This is a genomic window from Nodularia sp. LEGE 04288, assembly GCF_963896525.1.
In the GTDB taxonomy this organism is placed as follows: Bacteria; Cyanobacteriota; Cyanobacteriia; order Cyanobacteriales; family Nostocaceae; genus Nodularia.
Map to the genome: position 1 here is coordinate 1 of NZ_CAWQOY010000010.1, position 17,251 is coordinate 17,251.

13 protein-coding genes and 2 pseudogenes are annotated in these 17,251 nt (G+C 40.6%); 5 read left to right on the forward strand and 10 right to left on the reverse strand.

Annotated elements, in window-relative coordinates:
* The 5 genes and pseudogenes from AACX33_RS00670 to AACX33_RS00690 form a co-directional block, all read right to left on the reverse strand.
* The coding region (locus AACX33_RS00670) for an inorganic phosphate transporter (protein WP_227789373.1) at positions 1-775 on the reverse strand (775 nt) is incomplete at its 3' end.
* 121 nt (positions 776-896) lie between these two features.
* Positions 897-1,943: a zinc-dependent dehydrogenase gene (locus AACX33_RS00675; RefSeq protein WP_194000972.1), complete on the reverse strand. Its 1,047-nt coding sequence runs from the start codon at positions 1,941-1,943 to the stop codon at positions 897-899.
* Between the two features lie 91 nt (positions 1,944-2,034).
* Positions 2,035-2,745 carry a class I SAM-dependent methyltransferase gene (locus tag AACX33_RS00680; protein ID WP_194000974.1) on the reverse strand — a complete coding sequence of 237 codons (711 nt, stop codon included), beginning with the start codon at positions 2,743-2,745 and terminating at the stop codon, positions 2,035-2,037.
* A 212-nt stretch (positions 2,746-2,957) separates the two neighbouring features.
* Positions 2,958-3,926, reverse strand: a complete 969-nt coding sequence (locus AACX33_RS00685; protein WP_194000976.1) for a DNA cytosine methyltransferase — start codon at positions 3,924-3,926, stop codon at positions 2,958-2,960.
* A gap of 5 nt (positions 3,927-3,931) precedes the next feature.
* Positions 3,932-5,012: pseudogene (locus AACX33_RS00690) on the reverse strand (HindVP family restriction endonuclease).
* Positions 5,013-5,130: 118 nt separating this feature from the next.
* Here AACX33_RS00690 and AACX33_RS00695 point away from each other — a divergent pair.
* Together AACX33_RS00695 and patX are read left to right on the forward strand one after the other, a co-directional pair.
* Positions 5,131-6,903 carry an FAD-dependent oxidoreductase gene (locus AACX33_RS00695; RefSeq protein WP_194000978.1) on the forward strand — a complete coding sequence of 591 codons (1,773 nt, stop codon included), beginning with the start codon at positions 5,131-5,133 and terminating at the stop codon, positions 6,901-6,903.
* A 107-nt stretch (positions 6,904-7,010) separates the two neighbouring features.
* Positions 7,011-7,244: a heterocyst-inhibiting protein PatX gene (gene patX, locus AACX33_RS00700; RefSeq protein WP_194000980.1), complete on the forward strand. Its 234-nt coding sequence runs from the start codon at positions 7,011-7,013 to the stop codon at positions 7,242-7,244.
* 652 nt (positions 7,245-7,896) lie between these two features.
* On the opposite strand, the gene gndA is transcribed toward patX, so the two are convergent.
* A complete protein-coding gene (gene gndA, locus AACX33_RS00705; protein ID WP_194000982.1) occupies positions 7,897-9,327 on the reverse strand; it encodes an NADP-dependent phosphogluconate dehydrogenase in 1,431 nt (476 codons plus the stop codon).
* 409 nt (positions 9,328-9,736) lie between these two features.
* Here gndA and AACX33_RS00710 point away from each other — a divergent pair, with 409 nt between their 5' ends.
* A complete protein-coding gene (locus AACX33_RS00710) occupies positions 9,737-10,471 on the forward strand; it encodes a Ycf66 family protein (RefSeq protein ID WP_194000984.1) in 735 nt (244 codons plus the stop codon).
* Positions 10,472-10,577: 106 nt separating this feature from the next.
* Here AACX33_RS00710 and mtnC read toward each other — a convergent pair whose 3' ends face one another.
* The 4 genes and pseudogenes from mtnC to AACX33_RS00730 all read right to left on the reverse strand — a co-directional run bounded on the left by mtnC (position 10,578) and on the right by AACX33_RS00730 (position 12,203).
* Positions 10,578-11,285: an acireductone synthase gene (gene mtnC, locus AACX33_RS00715; RefSeq protein ID WP_194000986.1), complete on the reverse strand. Its 708-nt coding sequence runs from the start codon at positions 11,283-11,285 to the stop codon at positions 10,578-10,580.
* Positions 11,282-11,455, reverse strand: a pseudogene (locus tag AACX33_RS00720) (methylthioribulose 1-phosphate dehydratase); the annotation flags it as partial. The pseudogene AACX33_RS00720 and the gene mtnC, both read right to left, overlap by 4 nt.
* A gap of 60 nt (positions 11,456-11,515) precedes the next feature.
* Positions 11,516-11,878 (reverse strand): DUF5615 family PIN-like protein, encoded by a 363-nt coding sequence (locus tag AACX33_RS00725; RefSeq protein WP_194000988.1) that lies wholly within the window; start codon positions 11,876-11,878, stop codon positions 11,516-11,518.
* Positions 11,868-12,203 (reverse strand): DUF433 domain-containing protein, encoded by a 336-nt coding sequence (locus tag AACX33_RS00730; RefSeq protein WP_194000990.1) that lies wholly within the window; start codon positions 12,201-12,203, stop codon positions 11,868-11,870. Before AACX33_RS00730 ends, AACX33_RS00725 begins: the two co-directional genes overlap by 11 nt.
* Before the next feature lie 262 nt (positions 12,204-12,465).
* Between AACX33_RS00730 and AACX33_RS00735 the strand changes: the two genes are divergently transcribed.
* The gene (locus tag AACX33_RS00735; RefSeq protein ID WP_194000992.1) at positions 12,466-14,169 is read left to right on the forward strand and encodes an AIPR family protein; all 1,704 of its coding nucleotides are present in this window, start codon (positions 12,466-12,468) and stop codon (positions 14,167-14,169) included.
* 122 nt (positions 14,170-14,291) lie between these two features.
* Positions 14,292-17,168, forward strand: coding sequence for an isoleucine--tRNA ligase (gene ileS, locus AACX33_RS00740; RefSeq protein WP_194000994.1), 2,877 nt, complete (start codon positions 14,292-14,294; stop codon positions 17,166-17,168).
* Positions 17,169-17,251 lie beyond the last annotated feature (83 nt).

Consider the following 17,251-nt stretch of genomic DNA (forward strand, 5'->3'; position numbering starts at 1 on the left):
GGAGTGGGGAGTGGGGAGTGGGGAGTATTTGCTCTTTGTCTGCTGTATTCTCTACTTGTTCTAACTGTCGCCAACTAATGACTGTGAGTGCAATGGCTGCAATTGTACCTGTGAATAAGGGAATGTCGTAACTAGGTAGGTTTAAACCAATGCGTTGATTAAAGTAATTGGTTAGAGGTTGGGTTAAGGAAGGTAGGACTATAACACCAAATATTCCTAGCAGAATGACACTCAGCCAAGGAATCCACTGTTGTAGCTGTGCTACTGAATTAGGTTGATCCAAAATCCAATGCTTGATTTGACTGTAAAATAAAGCGGCGATCGCACTACTGATGATCGGCGTGAATATCCAGCCAATGGTAACGAGGCCAATGGATGACCAATTAATTGCATCTACTCCCACAGCTACCCAACTAAATCCAGCGATCGCACCTACAACTGCATGAGATGAGGCTACAGGTAAACCGCGTGAGGTGGCAATTTGCAGCCACAACCCACAGCTAATTAACACTGATACCATCCCAATTAAGTACATTTTTGGTGTAGCCGCGAATAAAACAGGATTGGCAATTTTCGTGGCTAAGGTTTGGGATACTTGATGCCCAAATAATACCGCACCTGTAAACTCTAAAATCCCGGCAATAATTATCGCCTGTTTGAGAGTGATAGCTTTGGAACCTACTGAGGTTCCCATTGAGTTGGCGACATCGTTAGCGCCGAGATTACAGGCGACGTAGAAGGCTAGTAGGGCGATGAAAATTAATGTCATGGACATTGAGCGTTGGGGTAGATGGAAAGAAAATAGCGCGATTCTCAGATGAATCAAAAGCAAGGGCTTATCGCAAAATATCGAGAAGCGCTATAAATATTTTCTAGTGTTATCGTGTTTGCCCGGATTACGGATAAATTAAAATTTTATATGTTGCGGGATTAGGTGCGATCGCTTGTTCTACGGCTGCTGATAAGTTTTGTAATGAATAGCGATCGCTAATTAAGGCCTGGACATCGATACTGCGATTAAACACAATCTCCGCCGAGAGACTCTGAAGCCGATAGGACGAACTGTAACTACCCATTAAGTCAATTTCCCGACGGTAAAGAATATTCGGGTTAATGGGAATTTCCAACTCATCGGGGAATTCTGCGAAAAATAGAATCTTACCACCTTTGCGGGTACATTCCAGAGCTTGAAAAAAAGCTTTGTCACTGGGAACAGCCAGCAGCGTCACATCAACACCCATCCCCCCAGTCAAGGCTTGAATTTTGGCAGGTAAATCAGGATCACGTGCATCAAAAGCCGCATCTGCGCCGACATCCAAGGCTTTCTCTACTCTCGATGGTAATAGATCAGTGGCGATCGCTTTCGCCCCAAAATACTTGACCAACATCACAAACATTAACCCAATGGGTCCCGCACCAGTCACCAATACAGTTTGTCCTGGGGCAATTTGGGCTTTTTTCACAGCCTTCAGACAGCAGTTAGTTGGTTCGACAAAACTCGCCTCTTCAAAGCTGATGTGATCAGGAATGGGAATTAACCCGCCATTCTGGACAATATGTCCGGGAACCTTGACATACTCCGCAAAACCGCCACCACTAGCGTTAAATCCGGCTGTGGTAGAAATATTTTTATAGACATCGCACATCGAGAAATTATCATTTAAGCAGTAAGCGCAACGCATACAAGGAATATGGTGCATTACCGCCACCCGTTGTCCTACTTGCCAAGATTTTACTTCAGAACCCACGGCTGCGATCGTACCCGCCGTTTCATGTCCAAATATGCGTGGTGGTTCATATAGGGGATAACGAATTTTTTTAATATCTGATTGACATAATCCCACGACTCCCACCTGTACCAGCACTTCATCTGGTTCTAGCGTCGGGACTGGGATTTCTTCGTAGGATAATTGATTAACGCCTCTAAATACCTGTGCTTTCATTTTGGTTTTTCCCCGCTCATCTTTCTTAGATGTAGCATTTAGCGGGTCATGTTAGGTTAAGAGGTTGGAGGTTTATGCTTGTAAACTGGTTTCACTGAGAGTTTTTAGTTGCTACCCAGCCACTAGTCCAAAGTCCTGTATAAAATCTCAAGATATTACCAAAACCAGCTTGCTGTAATAATTCCATTACTCTCACTTCGGTGATGGTATAAACACCTTTGTTGATTGTTTCTAGGACTTCCATAATTTTTGCAGTGTCTATTCCCATTTCTTGCCAAAAAACTTTGATGATGGAAATCATCCGTTCAAATTCAGAAGTACCTTGTTCACCATATATATCCACTAAAATCAAAGTAGCTGAGGATTTGAGACGCTGGGAAATATCTTGAAGAAAAGCCAGTTTACTACCATCATCTGGCAGGAAATGCATCACTAAAATACAAGTTGCTGCGTCATATAAAGAAGTCATATCTAAATCATGTGTATATCCTGCAAATAATTTGACTCGTTCAGATAATCCATGCTGCTCTATTTTCTGTTGAGCGATCGCCAGCATATTACTCGATGGATCTACGCCTAGCATCTGCCACTGTGAATTACCTTTACCAAACTTGACTAACTCCATACCACTACCTGCACCCACTATCAACAGATTAGCTTTTTCTGGTAGAGTTGCTTTCAGAACAGACAATGCCATAGTATGCATTACCTCATAACCAGGTAGAACCCTTTGAGCCATCAAATCGTACTCATTAGTCGCAACTGGTGGGTTAGAGTCAAAATTTATAGTTTTGTTTGTCATTACTTTTAGTGTCCTAATAAGTCAGAAAATAACATTGGCATCGTAATTGAACTATAGCAATCCTGTTTGATTTGCTTTCCACGTAGAGGCTCAGATATCCCTCCCACTTCTCGAATAATTAGGGGATATTTCTATTTGTAACTTATATTTTTCTTTGGTATTGCTATATTTTAATTACATTCCCTAAAGGCAAAAAACGAAATAATGCTAAATTAGATAGTTATCAAAGAGGCAGGATATATTTTGTATTTCTTCTGGTCTTGAATATACATCAGCAGACATTTAGCAATATATTCTGCTAACTTAACAGGTACAGCGTTACCAATCATCTGTTCTAAGTCTGTTTTTGAACCTTCAAAAATAAAATCATCGGGAAAAGTTTGAATATAGCTTCTTTCACGAGTAGTTAGGGGACGTGAATTAGGTGTTACTGGCGCAGCATCTCGCGGATGTTGTTGATAATTTTTTGGTATTGGTCTATTCACACCTCGAACCGTGGGACTGGGTTCGTCAATACTAAAAATTCCTCTTCTTTGATAAGTTCTAGGATGTCTATAATAATATTCAAGCCCTAAACTATTTCCCATATAATCTCTAATAGTTTTAGGTTTTGTAGACAAATTAGCCTCTAAATAAGGTTGTAGCTTTTCGTCCTCACCACCAAGTTCTCCTATACAAAAGAATCTTTTCCGCTTTTGTGGAACACCGCATAAACTCGCATCTAATACTTTTTCTGTTAAACCGTAACCAGCAGTTTTAAGAATTTGACGGAATTCTTTATATTTATTACTTTTGCTAAACCTGGGGACATTTTCCATCACAAACCATTGGCTACGAACACCAGATATTATTTTAGCGAATGTAATACTTAAATCGCCTCTACCTAAATCTTCATTCCTCTTACCAGCACTAGAAAAATCCTGACACGGTGGACCACCAATGATCACATCAGGTAAGAATTTATGAAATAATGCATAATTGCTGTTTACCTGACTCAAGTCATATTCAAAAATTGGATGCTGAAAGTTCTGCTTATAAACATTAATTGCAGATAGCCAATTATCAAAAGCAGCTACAATTTCAAATCCAGAATTTTCAAATCCTAGTGATAAACCGCCGCATCCAGCAAATAAATCTATGACTTTTAATGCTGAAGACTGCAATAAAAAATTTTCCTGCATACTAATCACACATCCTTTAATTTAGCATCAAAGATTTCTGGGTTACTCAAGATAATGGCATCAAATCTTCTTTCAGGACTTAGAAAATTTTGCCCCCCGCCTAAAATTATATTATTGATTTCTTCCTTGCTGATTCTGGGTTTAATCAAATTATCAGAAATCATATATGGACGAGTCTTAGACCCACTTAAAGCGAAAGCTTTATCATTTATCGATAACTAACTTATGATTTACTTTACCATCAAGTGCAAATTCATATAACATTTTCGCAAGCCATACCACCGAACGCATAGGTCTTTGTATAGTTTCTTCTGATTTAGCTAATCTTTTACATATATCGAAGAATAGTCTAGTAAATCCAAAGTTACTCCAAACAAAAATATCTAAGCAGTTTTGGTAAAGTTTTGAAGTTTTGCCAACAGTTTTCCATATAGGTTGCATAACTAATGGAGATTGTAGTTCTAGATTATCCGCCAGTAATTTATCCAAGCACTCTACAAGTTGTAAAATAAACGGTAGTACCTGACGTATACTTAACCAATCTTCAATTTGACTACAAACTGGATCAAGATAAGTTAGTAATTTATTTCTATCATTTTGAAATTCATAAGCAATACTCAGAGCCAGATAGACAATAGTATCTGGTCTGATCACAATTTCACAACCGTATTGATTATCTGGTAATCTATATGTAGAATTATCGGGTAATGCTGTTAATTTAATTTCTATCCTTCCTAAACAAGCATTATCTCTATTCATGTCATGAGTAACTAGATCAACTCGTGGAAGTTTCCCTGTAACGATTCTTCTATAAGGTACATAATCACTTTCAAAGGAAAAGAATAAATTTGGAGAAAGAGGACAAGCCCCAAATATATCAAGTACGTCTATTTCTTGATGCTGAATTTCTAATTTTTCGTCCAACGTTAAATAATTCAGTTTTAGCCCTTTATTATACATATAACAAGCTAATGATACAGGAAAAGAATTATTAAATTGATTTTTTCCCCAACTTTCTCTTTGAGAAAAATCTCTATTAGAATTATTTAAACCAAATAAACTGGCTTCTATTTTTTGGGGGTTCATGAGATTTATCTTGACAATGTTATTAGATGACAATTTTAGTATAAATTGGTCATGGGGACTTCGAGCTAACCCTACATATAAACACCAATAATTATTAAAAAGACATACCTATTAATCTATGCTTACTACATATACAGCAGATATCTTAGTTGTGGGCGGAGGAACCGGTGGAACAGCTGCGGCTATCCAAGCAGCGCGACGGGGAGCAAACACTATTTTGGTGAGTGAATTTTCTTGGTTGGGGGGAATGCTCACCTCTGCTGGGGTGTCTGCACCTGATGGTAATGAATTAGTGGCTTTTCAAACCGGGTTATGGGGTGCGTTTTTACAAGAATTACGGCAGCGTCAACCAGAAGGATTAAATAATAGCTGGGTGAGCTTTTTTAGTTATGATCCCCGCATTGGAGCCAAGATTTTTGCAGACTGGGTGCAGGAATTATCAAATCTGCATTGGATTTCTGGACAAGTGCCTTTAGAAGTGTTGCAACAAGGGAATTGTATAACTGGTGTAAGGTTTGCAGACTTCACCGTTACAGCCAAGATCATTCTCGACGGTACAGAATTGGGCGATTTATTGGCTTTGGGGGAAATTCCTCACCGTTGGGGCTGGGAGTTGCAATCTGAGTGGGGAGAAGTAAGCGCCCCAGCAGACTCTAATCATCTCACACAAAGTTATCCAGTGCAAGCCCCCACTTGGGTAGTGGTGATGCAAGATTTTGGAGAAGATGTTGCTCCGGAAATTCCACCTGCGCCTAATTATGATCCTTCACTGTTTGCAGGTGCGTGGGATAACTATGGAGCCGAGAAATTCTTAAACTATGGACGCTGGCCAGGAAATCGATTTATGATCAATTGGCCGATATGTGGTAATGACTATGGCGAAGGTGTAGGGCGATTAATCGAGTCAGAAGGAGCCAAAAAAGCATTTTTGCAAGAATCGCGCTGGCATAGCCAAAATTTTGCCCATTTTATCCAAAATAACTTCGGTAGGCGCTATGGCTTGGCTGAGTCAGTTTTCCCCTCTAAATCTAGTGCTTTGGCATTGCATCCTTACTACCGCGAGAGTCGCCGCTTAGTGGGACTAACTACTGTGCGAGAACAGGATATTTTGCCAATGGCTGGGGGTAGGGTAGCGTCTCTGTTCCCCGATGCAATCGCTGTGGGTAACTATGCCAACGACCATCATTATCCTGGATTCAATTTACCACTGCAACCGAAATCGATTCGTTGGGGCGGACGTTGGACTGGTACACCCTTTACGATTCCCTACCGTTCCCTCATTCCTGCGGCAACAGATGGTTTCTTAGTTTGTGAAAAGAATATTTCTGTATCTCATATTGCTAATGGCGCAACCAGATTACAACCTGTTGTTATGGGTATCGGTCAAGCGGCGGGAATGGCGGCGGCTATGTGCGTTGAGTTGGACTGTCAGCCGAGGGATTTACCTGTCAGGCAACTACAAAATGCATTGTTACAATCTTTACCAGATCCTGCAATAATTGTACCTTTATTTAACTTAGATATATCCCCCAAAAGTCCGGAATGGCTAAGTTGGCAAGTGTATTACTTAAATAAACCGCAAGTTTATCCATTAAATGGCAATTATCCTGGTTCATCGCTGCATACGTATAATCACTTAAGTAATAATCAAGGGTTAACACGTACAAGCGACTGTTTTACAGGCATTTTCCGGCGGATAAATCAGCAAGATTACTGTTTCACGATCACTGCACCACAGGCCTATGATGGTCAAACTTGGCAGATTGTGACTTTGCGATCGCACACACAAGAGCAACTACAAAGCGCTGTGCATAATCAACAGCTAACTATTTGGGGTCATTTAAATCATGCTGGTCATTGGTTACTAGCTGAAGAGATTGACATATCGTGAAAGTAACTTTTTTTCAGTAAAACACACTACTTTTTGATCAATTTTCCGGACACACTACCAGAAAATCAGTAGCAGTAGATAAGAGAGTTCTAAAATAAACATCTGTTATGCGAGCTACGATTTCACTTTTAGTTTCGAGTTTGGTCTTCAGTTCCTTAGCTTTTAACTGCCAAGCAAAGGTAAATCGCTTATCTCAGATGTTGCTATCCTCTTCTGGTTTGCAACAGTTACACTCAGATTCGTCTCTATATCAAGCGCAACTGAGCGAGCCAGAAAGCCCAATATTACATCGGGGTAGTGGACGCATAAAATTCATGGAAAAGTCCGGCAATAATGCTTAACCTCAAGTGAGGCAATCTCTTCGTGTGCTGTTTTTTGTAGAGTCAGCAGTTGTCTAATTGTCAGGGAATTAAGTACTGCTTCTCTAGCAGAAATATAAAACTTAAATATTCAAGGTACATTTGCTGCAATCAGCACTGTGGTGAGAGTGAACAGCTTTGTTTTCCCTTCATTGGGGAAAGACATCATCAAGGTTCATTGAATCAAACTAACCCAATTTTTCGGTAAAGTTTCATCAAACTCAACCGATTTCTGATGGTTTTGCAATTCAGCAAGCAAGGATAGTCAAAAAAGCTTCTGAATACTTTGTCTGGTTGTCTTTGCAGCTTGACGTGGATGTTCCAGATGTGACTTTTCATGGTTATCCCATTGCTATTGACATCGGACTAAATAGTTTCTTCGCGACATCAAAAGGTGGTAAGGATTCCTAGACGCAAGTTTTTTAACTTTCTTCACCGCCAGATAGAATTGCTGCAAAGAAGGCTCAAGCATCAAAAGTGAGGTTCTCATAACCGTCAGAAGTTAAACACATTGCCTAGCAATTAGCGGTGAGAGGGTAAAAAAGAGAGTGACTCTGATAATCAGAGTCACTTTTAAACCTCTAACCTAAATAGTGGAGACTTTCACAATTTGCCGATTTTCCGGCATGAAAGTTTACTTCTTAGCTTCAGCGATGGGAACCCACTCAGTGTGGAATGATCCTTCTTTGTCAAGACGCTTGTAAGTATGTGCGCCGAAGTAGTCGCGTTGTGCTTGGGTCAAGTTTTGGGGTAGGCGATCGCGGCGATAGCTGTCAAAATAATCCAAAGATGCACTAAATGCCGGAACTGGGATTCCCAGTTTTGCTGCTGTCATGATTACTTCCCGCCAAGCATTTTGTCTGTCAAGAATAGTCTGCTTAAATTCGGGAGCTAATAGCAAGTTAGGCAATGCGGGATTTTCGTTAAAAGCCTTCTTAATCTTATTCAAGAAGCCAGCGCGAATAATACAACCACCTTTCCAAATCCGCGCCATTTCACTCAGATTCAAATCCCAATTGTATGTTTTAGAAGCTGTATATAACAGCGCCATACCTTGAGCGTAAGAACAGATTTTGGAGCAATAAAGAGCATCGCGAACTTTGTTAACAAAGTCCTTCACATCGCCATCAAACTTAGCGCTAGGGCCAGTGAGACTCTTCGATGCTGCTACCCGTTCATCTTTAATCGAAGACATAATCCGGGCATTAACTGCGGCGGTAATTGTCGGAATCGCCACACCCAATTCCAAAGCAGTTTGCACAGTCCAACGACCAGTTCCCTTTTGACCGGCTGCGTCAACAATTAAATCCACCAAGGGTTTTTTGGTGTCGGGGTCAACGTAAGGGAAAATATTCGATGTAATCTCAATCAAAAACGAATTGAGTTCATCGGTAGTATTCCATTCAGTGAACACTTCATGTAGCTGATTTGCATTTAATCCAGCCACATTTTTCAGCAAATCGTAGGCTTCTGCAATTAGCTGCATATCACCGTACTCAATACCGTTGTGTACCATTTTCACATAGTGACCAGAACCACCAGGGCCAATATAGGTGACACAAGCGCCATCATCGACTTGGGCAGCAATTTTGTTGAAAATGGGAGATAGATACTCATAGGAGCTGGGAGTACCACCAGGCATGAGTGAGGGACCATTGAGAGCGCCTTCTTCGCCACCACTGACACCCATACCCAGAAACCGCAATCCAGCAGGTTCTAATTCCTGAGTACGTCTTTCTGTATCTTCAAACCAAGAGTTACCACCGTCAATAATGATATCGCCTTCATCTAGTAAGGGTTTGAGTTGGGCAATCACCGCATCCACTGGCTTACCAGCTTGCACCATCACGAGAATTTTGCGGGGACGTTCCAATGATGCGACAAATTCCTCTAGGGTAAAGGCGGCTTTGACGTTCCTTCCTGGCGCGCGCTGCGCCATAAACGCATCCGTTTTTTCTCTGGAGCGGTTATAAACTGCAATTGGGAAGCCATTACGCTCAACGTTAAGCGCTATATTTTCGCCCATTACGGCTAATCCAATCACACCAAAGCTTTGTAGTGTCATAAATTATGTTTGGCTAACTCTTGCAGATCCTTTTATCTTTAGGGTAGACCGAGATTTTCGCTTCTCTCCTAAAGAAGACCTTAAGACTTGAATAAACTGCAAAAATTTATAATTAGCACAAAGAATTAGTTGTGGCAAGTTTATCTTCAAAGTCCTGTGAGGATAGAGGCGCTGATTTTGCTGTGTTTTTGTCAGGACAAAGCAAAGTTATGTAATGCAGTTTGTATCTAAATGAGCAATTAAGTTGCAAAAGTTGCAAAATTGAAATATCTAGTTAAGAATCTGGGTACTGAGCTTGCCGTGAGCGTAGCCGAATGGGACTGGTAGGCAGGAAATATAAATTATTCCTCATCCTTAGTCTCTGATTTCCCATCACTAGTCAAATAATGCAGTAAGGAGTAACCAAAAAATGCTGGCATATGTTCTAGCTTTTGTGGTCGGACTGGGTAGTTTAGCCATTTACATCGCAGCTTTCTTTTTTCCGGAAATCCACCGTAAGAATGATTTTATCTGGAGTGGTGTCGGACTTTTCTATGCCTTAATGTTATGGGTGTTTGCACCCCGCATTTCTGGAGGGCTATTACTTGGTCATGTGGCTAGCGTGGCGCTTTTGGTTTGGTTTGGCTGGCAAACTCTTTCGTTACGTCGCCAACTCACCCCGCAAACACAACAAACCCCAGTACCCAGTCCTGAGACTGTAAAAACTGGTATTCAGGAGCAAATAACTAAGTTGTCCCTCCAGGAACGGCTGGGTCAGGTGCAAGGGAGTCTGGGTAACATCTTTAGCGGCGCAAAAAACAAGGCACAACAGACGATAACCAAGAAAAAGCCGGAAACTGCCAAAACGGAGGAAATCACCGCTGTACCCGCTCAGAAACCTGTTGTTGAGATTATCGATAGAACAACTCCCACATCAGAAGAGGAAAAAGTTGCTCCTACGACAACTGAATCTCCAACTGAAGATGTCTTGGAAGCAACCCCACCAAATCCCCCGCCTGCGGAAATGGTAGCAGCAGCCCAAGCTGAGGCTGAGACTGAAGAAAAAGCACCGATTCCGGCTGAAGAAATTGCACCGGATGCGGCACTTGCTCCCCCAGCAGAAGCGCCAACGGCAGAAATACCACCGCATAATCAAGCTGGTTGACTTGGATTAAACCCAGCGTTCTTTAACATGGCGTTGGGTTAAGCCACTGGAGTTGAAACTAGTCTAGAGTTGACTGTAATTGAGTGATACCAAATACCATTAATTTTCATAATAATTCTAAAGGAATTTGCGAGAAGTTTTTCACATAGATAAAGTTATGAGCTACAGCCGTGGTTTGCCTATTTAACCCACAAACGTTGAAATTAGCAGCGCTGGCCGCGGCTAACTCTTTTGAAGAGTCAGACAGGAACAAAATTTCCTGCGGGAGGACAAGTAATTCATCTGCGATGGTAAGGTAGGACTGACTCTCTGTCTTGTTGCCTGTAGTTGTATCGAAGTACATGGAGAATAATGGAGTTAAATCCCCCATTAAAGTGTTTTTAAACAAAAGTTTCTGAGCAGCAACAGAACCGGAAGAATAGATAGCTAGTGTTAAACCCGCAGCATACCAATGTTGAAGACATTCAACAGCGTCAGGATACACATGAGCCTTCAGGTCACCACTGTCATACCCTTCTTGCCAGATTAAACCTTGCAGGGTTTTTAATGGAGTAATTTTGCGGTCTTCAGTGTGCCAAATCATCAACTGACTCAGGCAGCTTTCTACATCAAGATTTGATTGGCCAGTGATTTCTCTGACTTGTTCCAGGATATCCTGAATAATTGGCAATTCTAAGTGATTATGTACCCAATCTAATAAATTTTTTGCAGAATACGGAAAAAGAACTTCATGTACAAAACTAATATCGGTTGTAGTACCTTCAATGTCGGTCAGAATGATTTTAAGTCGGTTGCCTTGGTAAGTAACTGTCATAGTTGGGAAATTTTATTGCAGTCAAATTGCCATTGAAAGACTTTGTAGCGAAAAATATATTCCGCTACCTCCAGATAGTTGCTCACACCTTCTAGTGAAGAAGCCCATACAGTCACTCCGTGGTCGCGAATGAGCAGAACTGGCACCTGCGGCATTGTGGTTTTAAAGCGATCGCATTATCTAGGATAATTTTAGATCAATGAGGTCAGGCGATCGCATTACTTCATTTTTTAAAACAGAGGCAAAAACTCTATGCGGTCTTGATACTCGTGATCAAGTGAACCTTCTGCTATCAAAAGTAACTGTTCTAGATTTTCACCAACGCTTAATTTTGGACTTAGAATGAATATTCCTGGCACATGATGCTTTTGAGCTATATGATCTGCCAAGTGAACTGGCATAGATTTGCGGTTGTTAGTGACTAGTACAAAATCATGTTCTTCACACCAAAGCAAAATTTCAGGGTCTAATGTTCCCTTTTGTGGAGTAGTCAAATCTCCAACCGCCATGACAAACAAATCAGGCTGGAAGCGGCGTAGTTGAATTGTGTAAATCGGATCAACGTTCTCATCTATGAGATACTTAAGCGCCATGAGATGGAATCGCCATTTTTTCAGCTTTTAATTTACGTAGTCTTTCTGCAACTGGGTTGGGGTTGCGGCGTTGTTCTTCTCTCATGCGATCGCCCCACTCTAGCCAATCTTTCATATAAGCATCTACGGCTTGCTGATTGTGTAAGTAGTAAAGAATAGTTGCATACACTTGTTCTAAAGTCAATGAGATGTAAGTTTTGGCAATCTCTTCTGGAGTTTTAGCACGGAAGAGGTAGTCAAACAAAATGGTTTCAATTCCTACTCGTGTACCCTGAAGCCGAATATCATCAGGCGCTAGAAAGTTAAAGTAGTCTTCAAGTTGCATAGTTAGCTGACGCTAATAATATATGTATTCCTTGATCGTAGCATTCAGTAAATTTGAGCGATCGCGCATCATCTAGGATAATTTTAGCTCAATGAAGGTAGGCGATAAGCCTGATGGCATAGCTAACGCTTACCGCCTCAAATTTTAGATAAATAATGCTGGAGAAACATGAAAAAATTCTCCCAAGGCTTTTGCTTGAGCTTTACTAATTTCTTTCAAAACGGTGTATAATTTATCCAAATTCTTTATAGTTTGACTGTTTATGGACAGAATTACATCTGGATTACTACAGGCTTTTAGAAAACAACAAGATTTACCAGACGACTTACCAGACTCAGAGGTATTTGAAAATTTTGTTAATTATTATGTAATTTTCAAAGAACACAATTATCAATTTGACTTTGAAGATATCCACGTCGGAGGTGGTGGAGATAACGCATTAGATGGAATCGGAATAATTGTTAATGGTAGCTTAATTAATTCACAAGAAGAAATTGAGGAATTGGCAGAAAAAAATAAGTATTTAGATGTGGAATTTATATTAATACAATCTAAAACAAGTAGTAATTTTGTTACTGGTGACATTGCAAAATTTATAATAGGTTGCACAGAATTTTTTGATGAAAATTCTCGATTTCCAGCCAATAATCAAATAAAAGATAAACGGCAATTAATGGAATTTATATATGCAAAAAGTAGTTTATTTAAAAATAGAAAGCCTTTGTGCAAATTATATTATGTCACGACTGGAAAATGGTTTGATGATCCATATCTAACAGCAACAATTGATAGTTTGAAGAAAAGTCTGGATAATATGGATATTTTTGAGAGACTTACATTTAATCCCATTGACGCTAACGGAATTCAAAATTTATATAGATTAGCCAATAATAAAATATCAAGAGAGATTAAGTTAGAGAAGCGTGTTACAATCCATAAAATACCAGATGTAAACCAAGCCTATATCGCCATTGTACCAGCAAAAGACTATTTGAAATTGATTACTGATGATGATGATAATATAATGAGGGGATTATTTTATGATAACGTGAGAGGTTTTCAAGGTGAAAATGACGTAAATCAAGAAATAGAAGCAACTATTAAATCTGAAGAAAGTCAGTTTTTTGTATTGTATAACAATGGTATAACTATTGTAGCCGAGTATATTAATCCTGTGGGAGATTCTATTACTATTAGAGATTATCAAATTGTTAATGGATGTCAAACCAGTTATATATTGTATAATAGTAGGGAGTCAATCAAAGATTCATTATACATACCAATTAAGATAATTGCCTTAGACCGCGATAGTAAATTAAAAAATAATATTATTAAAGCTAACAATCGACAAACACCTGTAAAACTTGAAGAACTAGAAGCTTTAACTGATTTTCAAAAAAATTTAGAGGAATACTATAATTCTATAATAGAATCAAAAAGACTTTATTATGAGAGAAGACCTCGACAATTTAATGGTCTAGATGATGTTGAAAAAATACGAATAGTGGATATCCGCTCTCAAATGAGATGTTTTGCTTCGATGTTTTTAGACCAAGCGCATAATGCGGGAAGATACCATACAAAACTTGTAAAAGAAACAAAAGGGAAAATATTTTTACATTCTCATTCTGAGAATCCAATAGGTTATTATGTTAGCGCTTATGCTAAGTTTTGTTTAGATGCGCTTTTCAGAAAAAAGCAAATAGATTTTAAATATAAGCCTTTTAAATATTATATGCTTGATATTCTCAGAATGCAGGTTGCGGGTAAAACAAAACCACTTATGACATCCAATGAGTTCATTAGATATTGTAAGAAAATAGAACAAGCATTATGGGATGAAACCAAGTGTAAAGAAGTTTTGTTAAACACAACTACTATTATTGATAAAGCTGTAAATGGGAATTATGAGAGAGATGAAGCAAAAACCATTACATTTTTAAATAATATTAAATCCTTGATTTAGATTATCTAATACACTGAGAAAGCAAACAATTAATATTCGCAATCGTTTATCCCACTATATATTCATGCCCATCTCTTATAATTGATCGGATAACCTGCACATATAATCTTAGGCATGAGACTGTGACAGAACCTGGAAGCTACAAAGATACGGTAAACTTACCCAAGACTAAATTCGATATGCGGGCTAACGCTATCAAGCGGGAACCCGAAATCCAAAAATTCTGGGCGGAAAATAACATTTACGATCGCCTTTCCCAAGAAAACCCCGGCGAATTATTTATACTCCATGATGGGCCTCCCTACGCCAACGGCTCGTTGCATATTGGTCATGCCTTAAATAAAATTCTCAAAGATATTATTAACCGCTACCAATTACTACAAGGGCGTAAAGTTAGATACGTGGCCGGGTGGGATTGTCACGGATTACCCATTGAGTTGAAAGTTCTGCAAAATATGAAATCAGCAGAACGGCAAAATTTAACTCCTTTAAAATTGCGGCAAAAAGCCAAAGAATTTGCTCTAGCTACCGTAGATGACCAACGGGAATGTTTTAAACGCTATGGTGTTTGGGGTGATTGGGATCATCCTTATCTGACTCTGAAGCCGGAATATGAAGCGGCACAAATCGGTGTGTTCGGTCAGATGGTGTTAAAAGGATACATCTATCGCGGTTTAAAGCCGGTTCACTGGAGTCCTAGTTCTAAAACTGCTTTGGCTGAGGCGGAATTGGAATATCCAGAGGGTCACACTTCGAGAAGTATCTATGCGGCTTTTCCTGTTACAGGGCTGTCTGAGGCTGCTAAACCTGTGTTGGGTGAATTTTTGCCGGATTTGGGTGTCGCTATCTGGACGACTACTCCTTGGACGATTCCGGGGAATTTGGCTGTGGCGGTGAATGGTGATTTGAATTATTCTGTGGTGGAGGTGTCACGCAGAGACGCAGAGGCGCAGAGTCAGTTTTTGATTGTGGCTACTGATTTGGTGGAAAGGTTGTCTGCTATTTTGGATGCTGAGTTGGCGGTGAGGGCTACGTTTAAGGGGCAGGTTTTAGAACATTCTACTTATCGTCATCCTTTGTTTGACCGGGAGAGTCCGGTTGTGGTGGGTGGTGATTACATCACTACTGAGTCGGGTACTGGGTTGGTACATACTGCCCCTGGTCACGGTCAAGAAGATTACATTGTTGGTCAGCGTTATGGTTTGCCGATTCTTGCGCCTGTGGATGACAATGGTGATTTTACTCAGGAGGCGGGTGAGTTTGCTGGGTTGAATGTTTTGGGTGATGGAAATCAGGCGGTAATTGATGCTTTGACGGCGGCTGGTTCTTTGTTGAAGGAGGAAGCTTACGCCCACAAATATCCTTATGATTGGCGGACGAAGAAGCCGACGATTTTTCGGGCGACTGAACAATGGTTTGCTTCGGTGGCTGGATTTAGGGATGAGGCTTTAAAGGCGATCGCTACTGTAAAATGGATTCCAGCCCAAGGTGAAAATCGCATCAGGCCAATGGTGGCGGAACGTTCTGATTGGTGTATCTCGCGTCAGCGTTCTTGGGGTGTACCCATTCCGGTTTTCTACGATGAAGCCACCGGGGAACCATTACTGAATGAGGAAACTATCAACTACGTCCAAGCAATTATCGCTGAAAAAGGTTCTGATGCTTGGTGGGAAATGTCGGTAGAGGAGTTATTACCAGAGTCTTACCGCAATAATGGCAAGTCTTACCGCAAAGGTACAGACACAATGGATGTCTGGTTTGATTCTGGTTCATCTTGGGCGGCTGTAGCGAAACAGCGTCCAGAGTTACGCTATCCGGCTGATATGTATTTGGAAGGTTCCGACCAACATCGGGGTTGGTTCCAGTCCAGCTTGCTCACCAGTGTAGCGGTAAATGGCATTGCACCTTACAAAACTGTCTTAACTCACGGCTTTGTTTTAGATGAACAAGGGCGAAAAATGAGTAAGTCTGTGGGGAATGTGGTTGACCCGCAAATTGTGATTAATGGCGGGAAAGACCAGAAAAAAGAACCGGCTTATGGTGCTGATATCCTGCGTTTGTGGGCTTCGTCGGTAGATTATTCTTCTGATGTGCGTCTGGGTGGTACCATCATCAAGCAAATGAATGATGTTAGAGGCAAGATTCGCAATACAGCGCGGTTCTTGTTGGGTAGCTTGGATGATTTTGACCCGGTAAAGGATGCAGTACCTTTGTCAGATTTGCCCGAACTTGACCGCTATATGCTACACCGCATCACTGAAGTGTTTGAGGAAGTTACAGCAGCTTTTGAAAGTTTCCAATTCTTCCGCTTTTTCCAAACTGTGCTGAATTTCTGCGTGGTGGATTTATCCAACTTCTATTTAGATGTTGCCAAGGATAGATTGTACATCAGTTCCCCGAATGCTTTCCGCCGCCGTAGTTGTCAAACGGTTTTGCAAATTGCTTTGGAGAATTTAGCACGTGCGATCGCACCTGTTTTGTGTCACACTGCTGAAGATATCTGGCAATTTATCCCTTACCAAACACCATGCAAATCAGTATTTGAAGCTGGTTGGGTGCAAGTAGATGAAAAATGGCGGAATCCTGAATTGGCAGAATTTTGGCAACAAATCCGCAAAGTTCGCGATGATGTGAATAAGGTTTTAGAACAAGCCAGGGGAGAAAAAATGATTGGTTCTTCCCTAGAAGCAAAAATCTTGCTATATGTCAAGGATGAGCAATTGCGTTCTGCGGTGAAAGCCCGAAATCCTGAAATTGGTAATGGTATCGATGAACTGCGGTATCTGTTTATCACCTCCCAAGTGGAAGTTTTAGATTCTCCGGAAGCTTTGCAAGGTTTGAAATATAACTTCCAGTCTGATAGCTGGGGAATTGGTGTAATAGATGCAGAGGGGAAAAAGTGCGATCGCTGTTGGAATTACTCCACCCATGTGGGAGAATCAGCAGAGCATCCCTTGCTGTGTGAAAGGTGCGTTCCAGCCTTAGCGGGAGAATTTTAATAAAATACAGAACCTCACCCCCAGCCCCTCTCCTTACTAAGGATACGGGAGAATATCAAGTCGGGTTTAATACTTCTTACTCC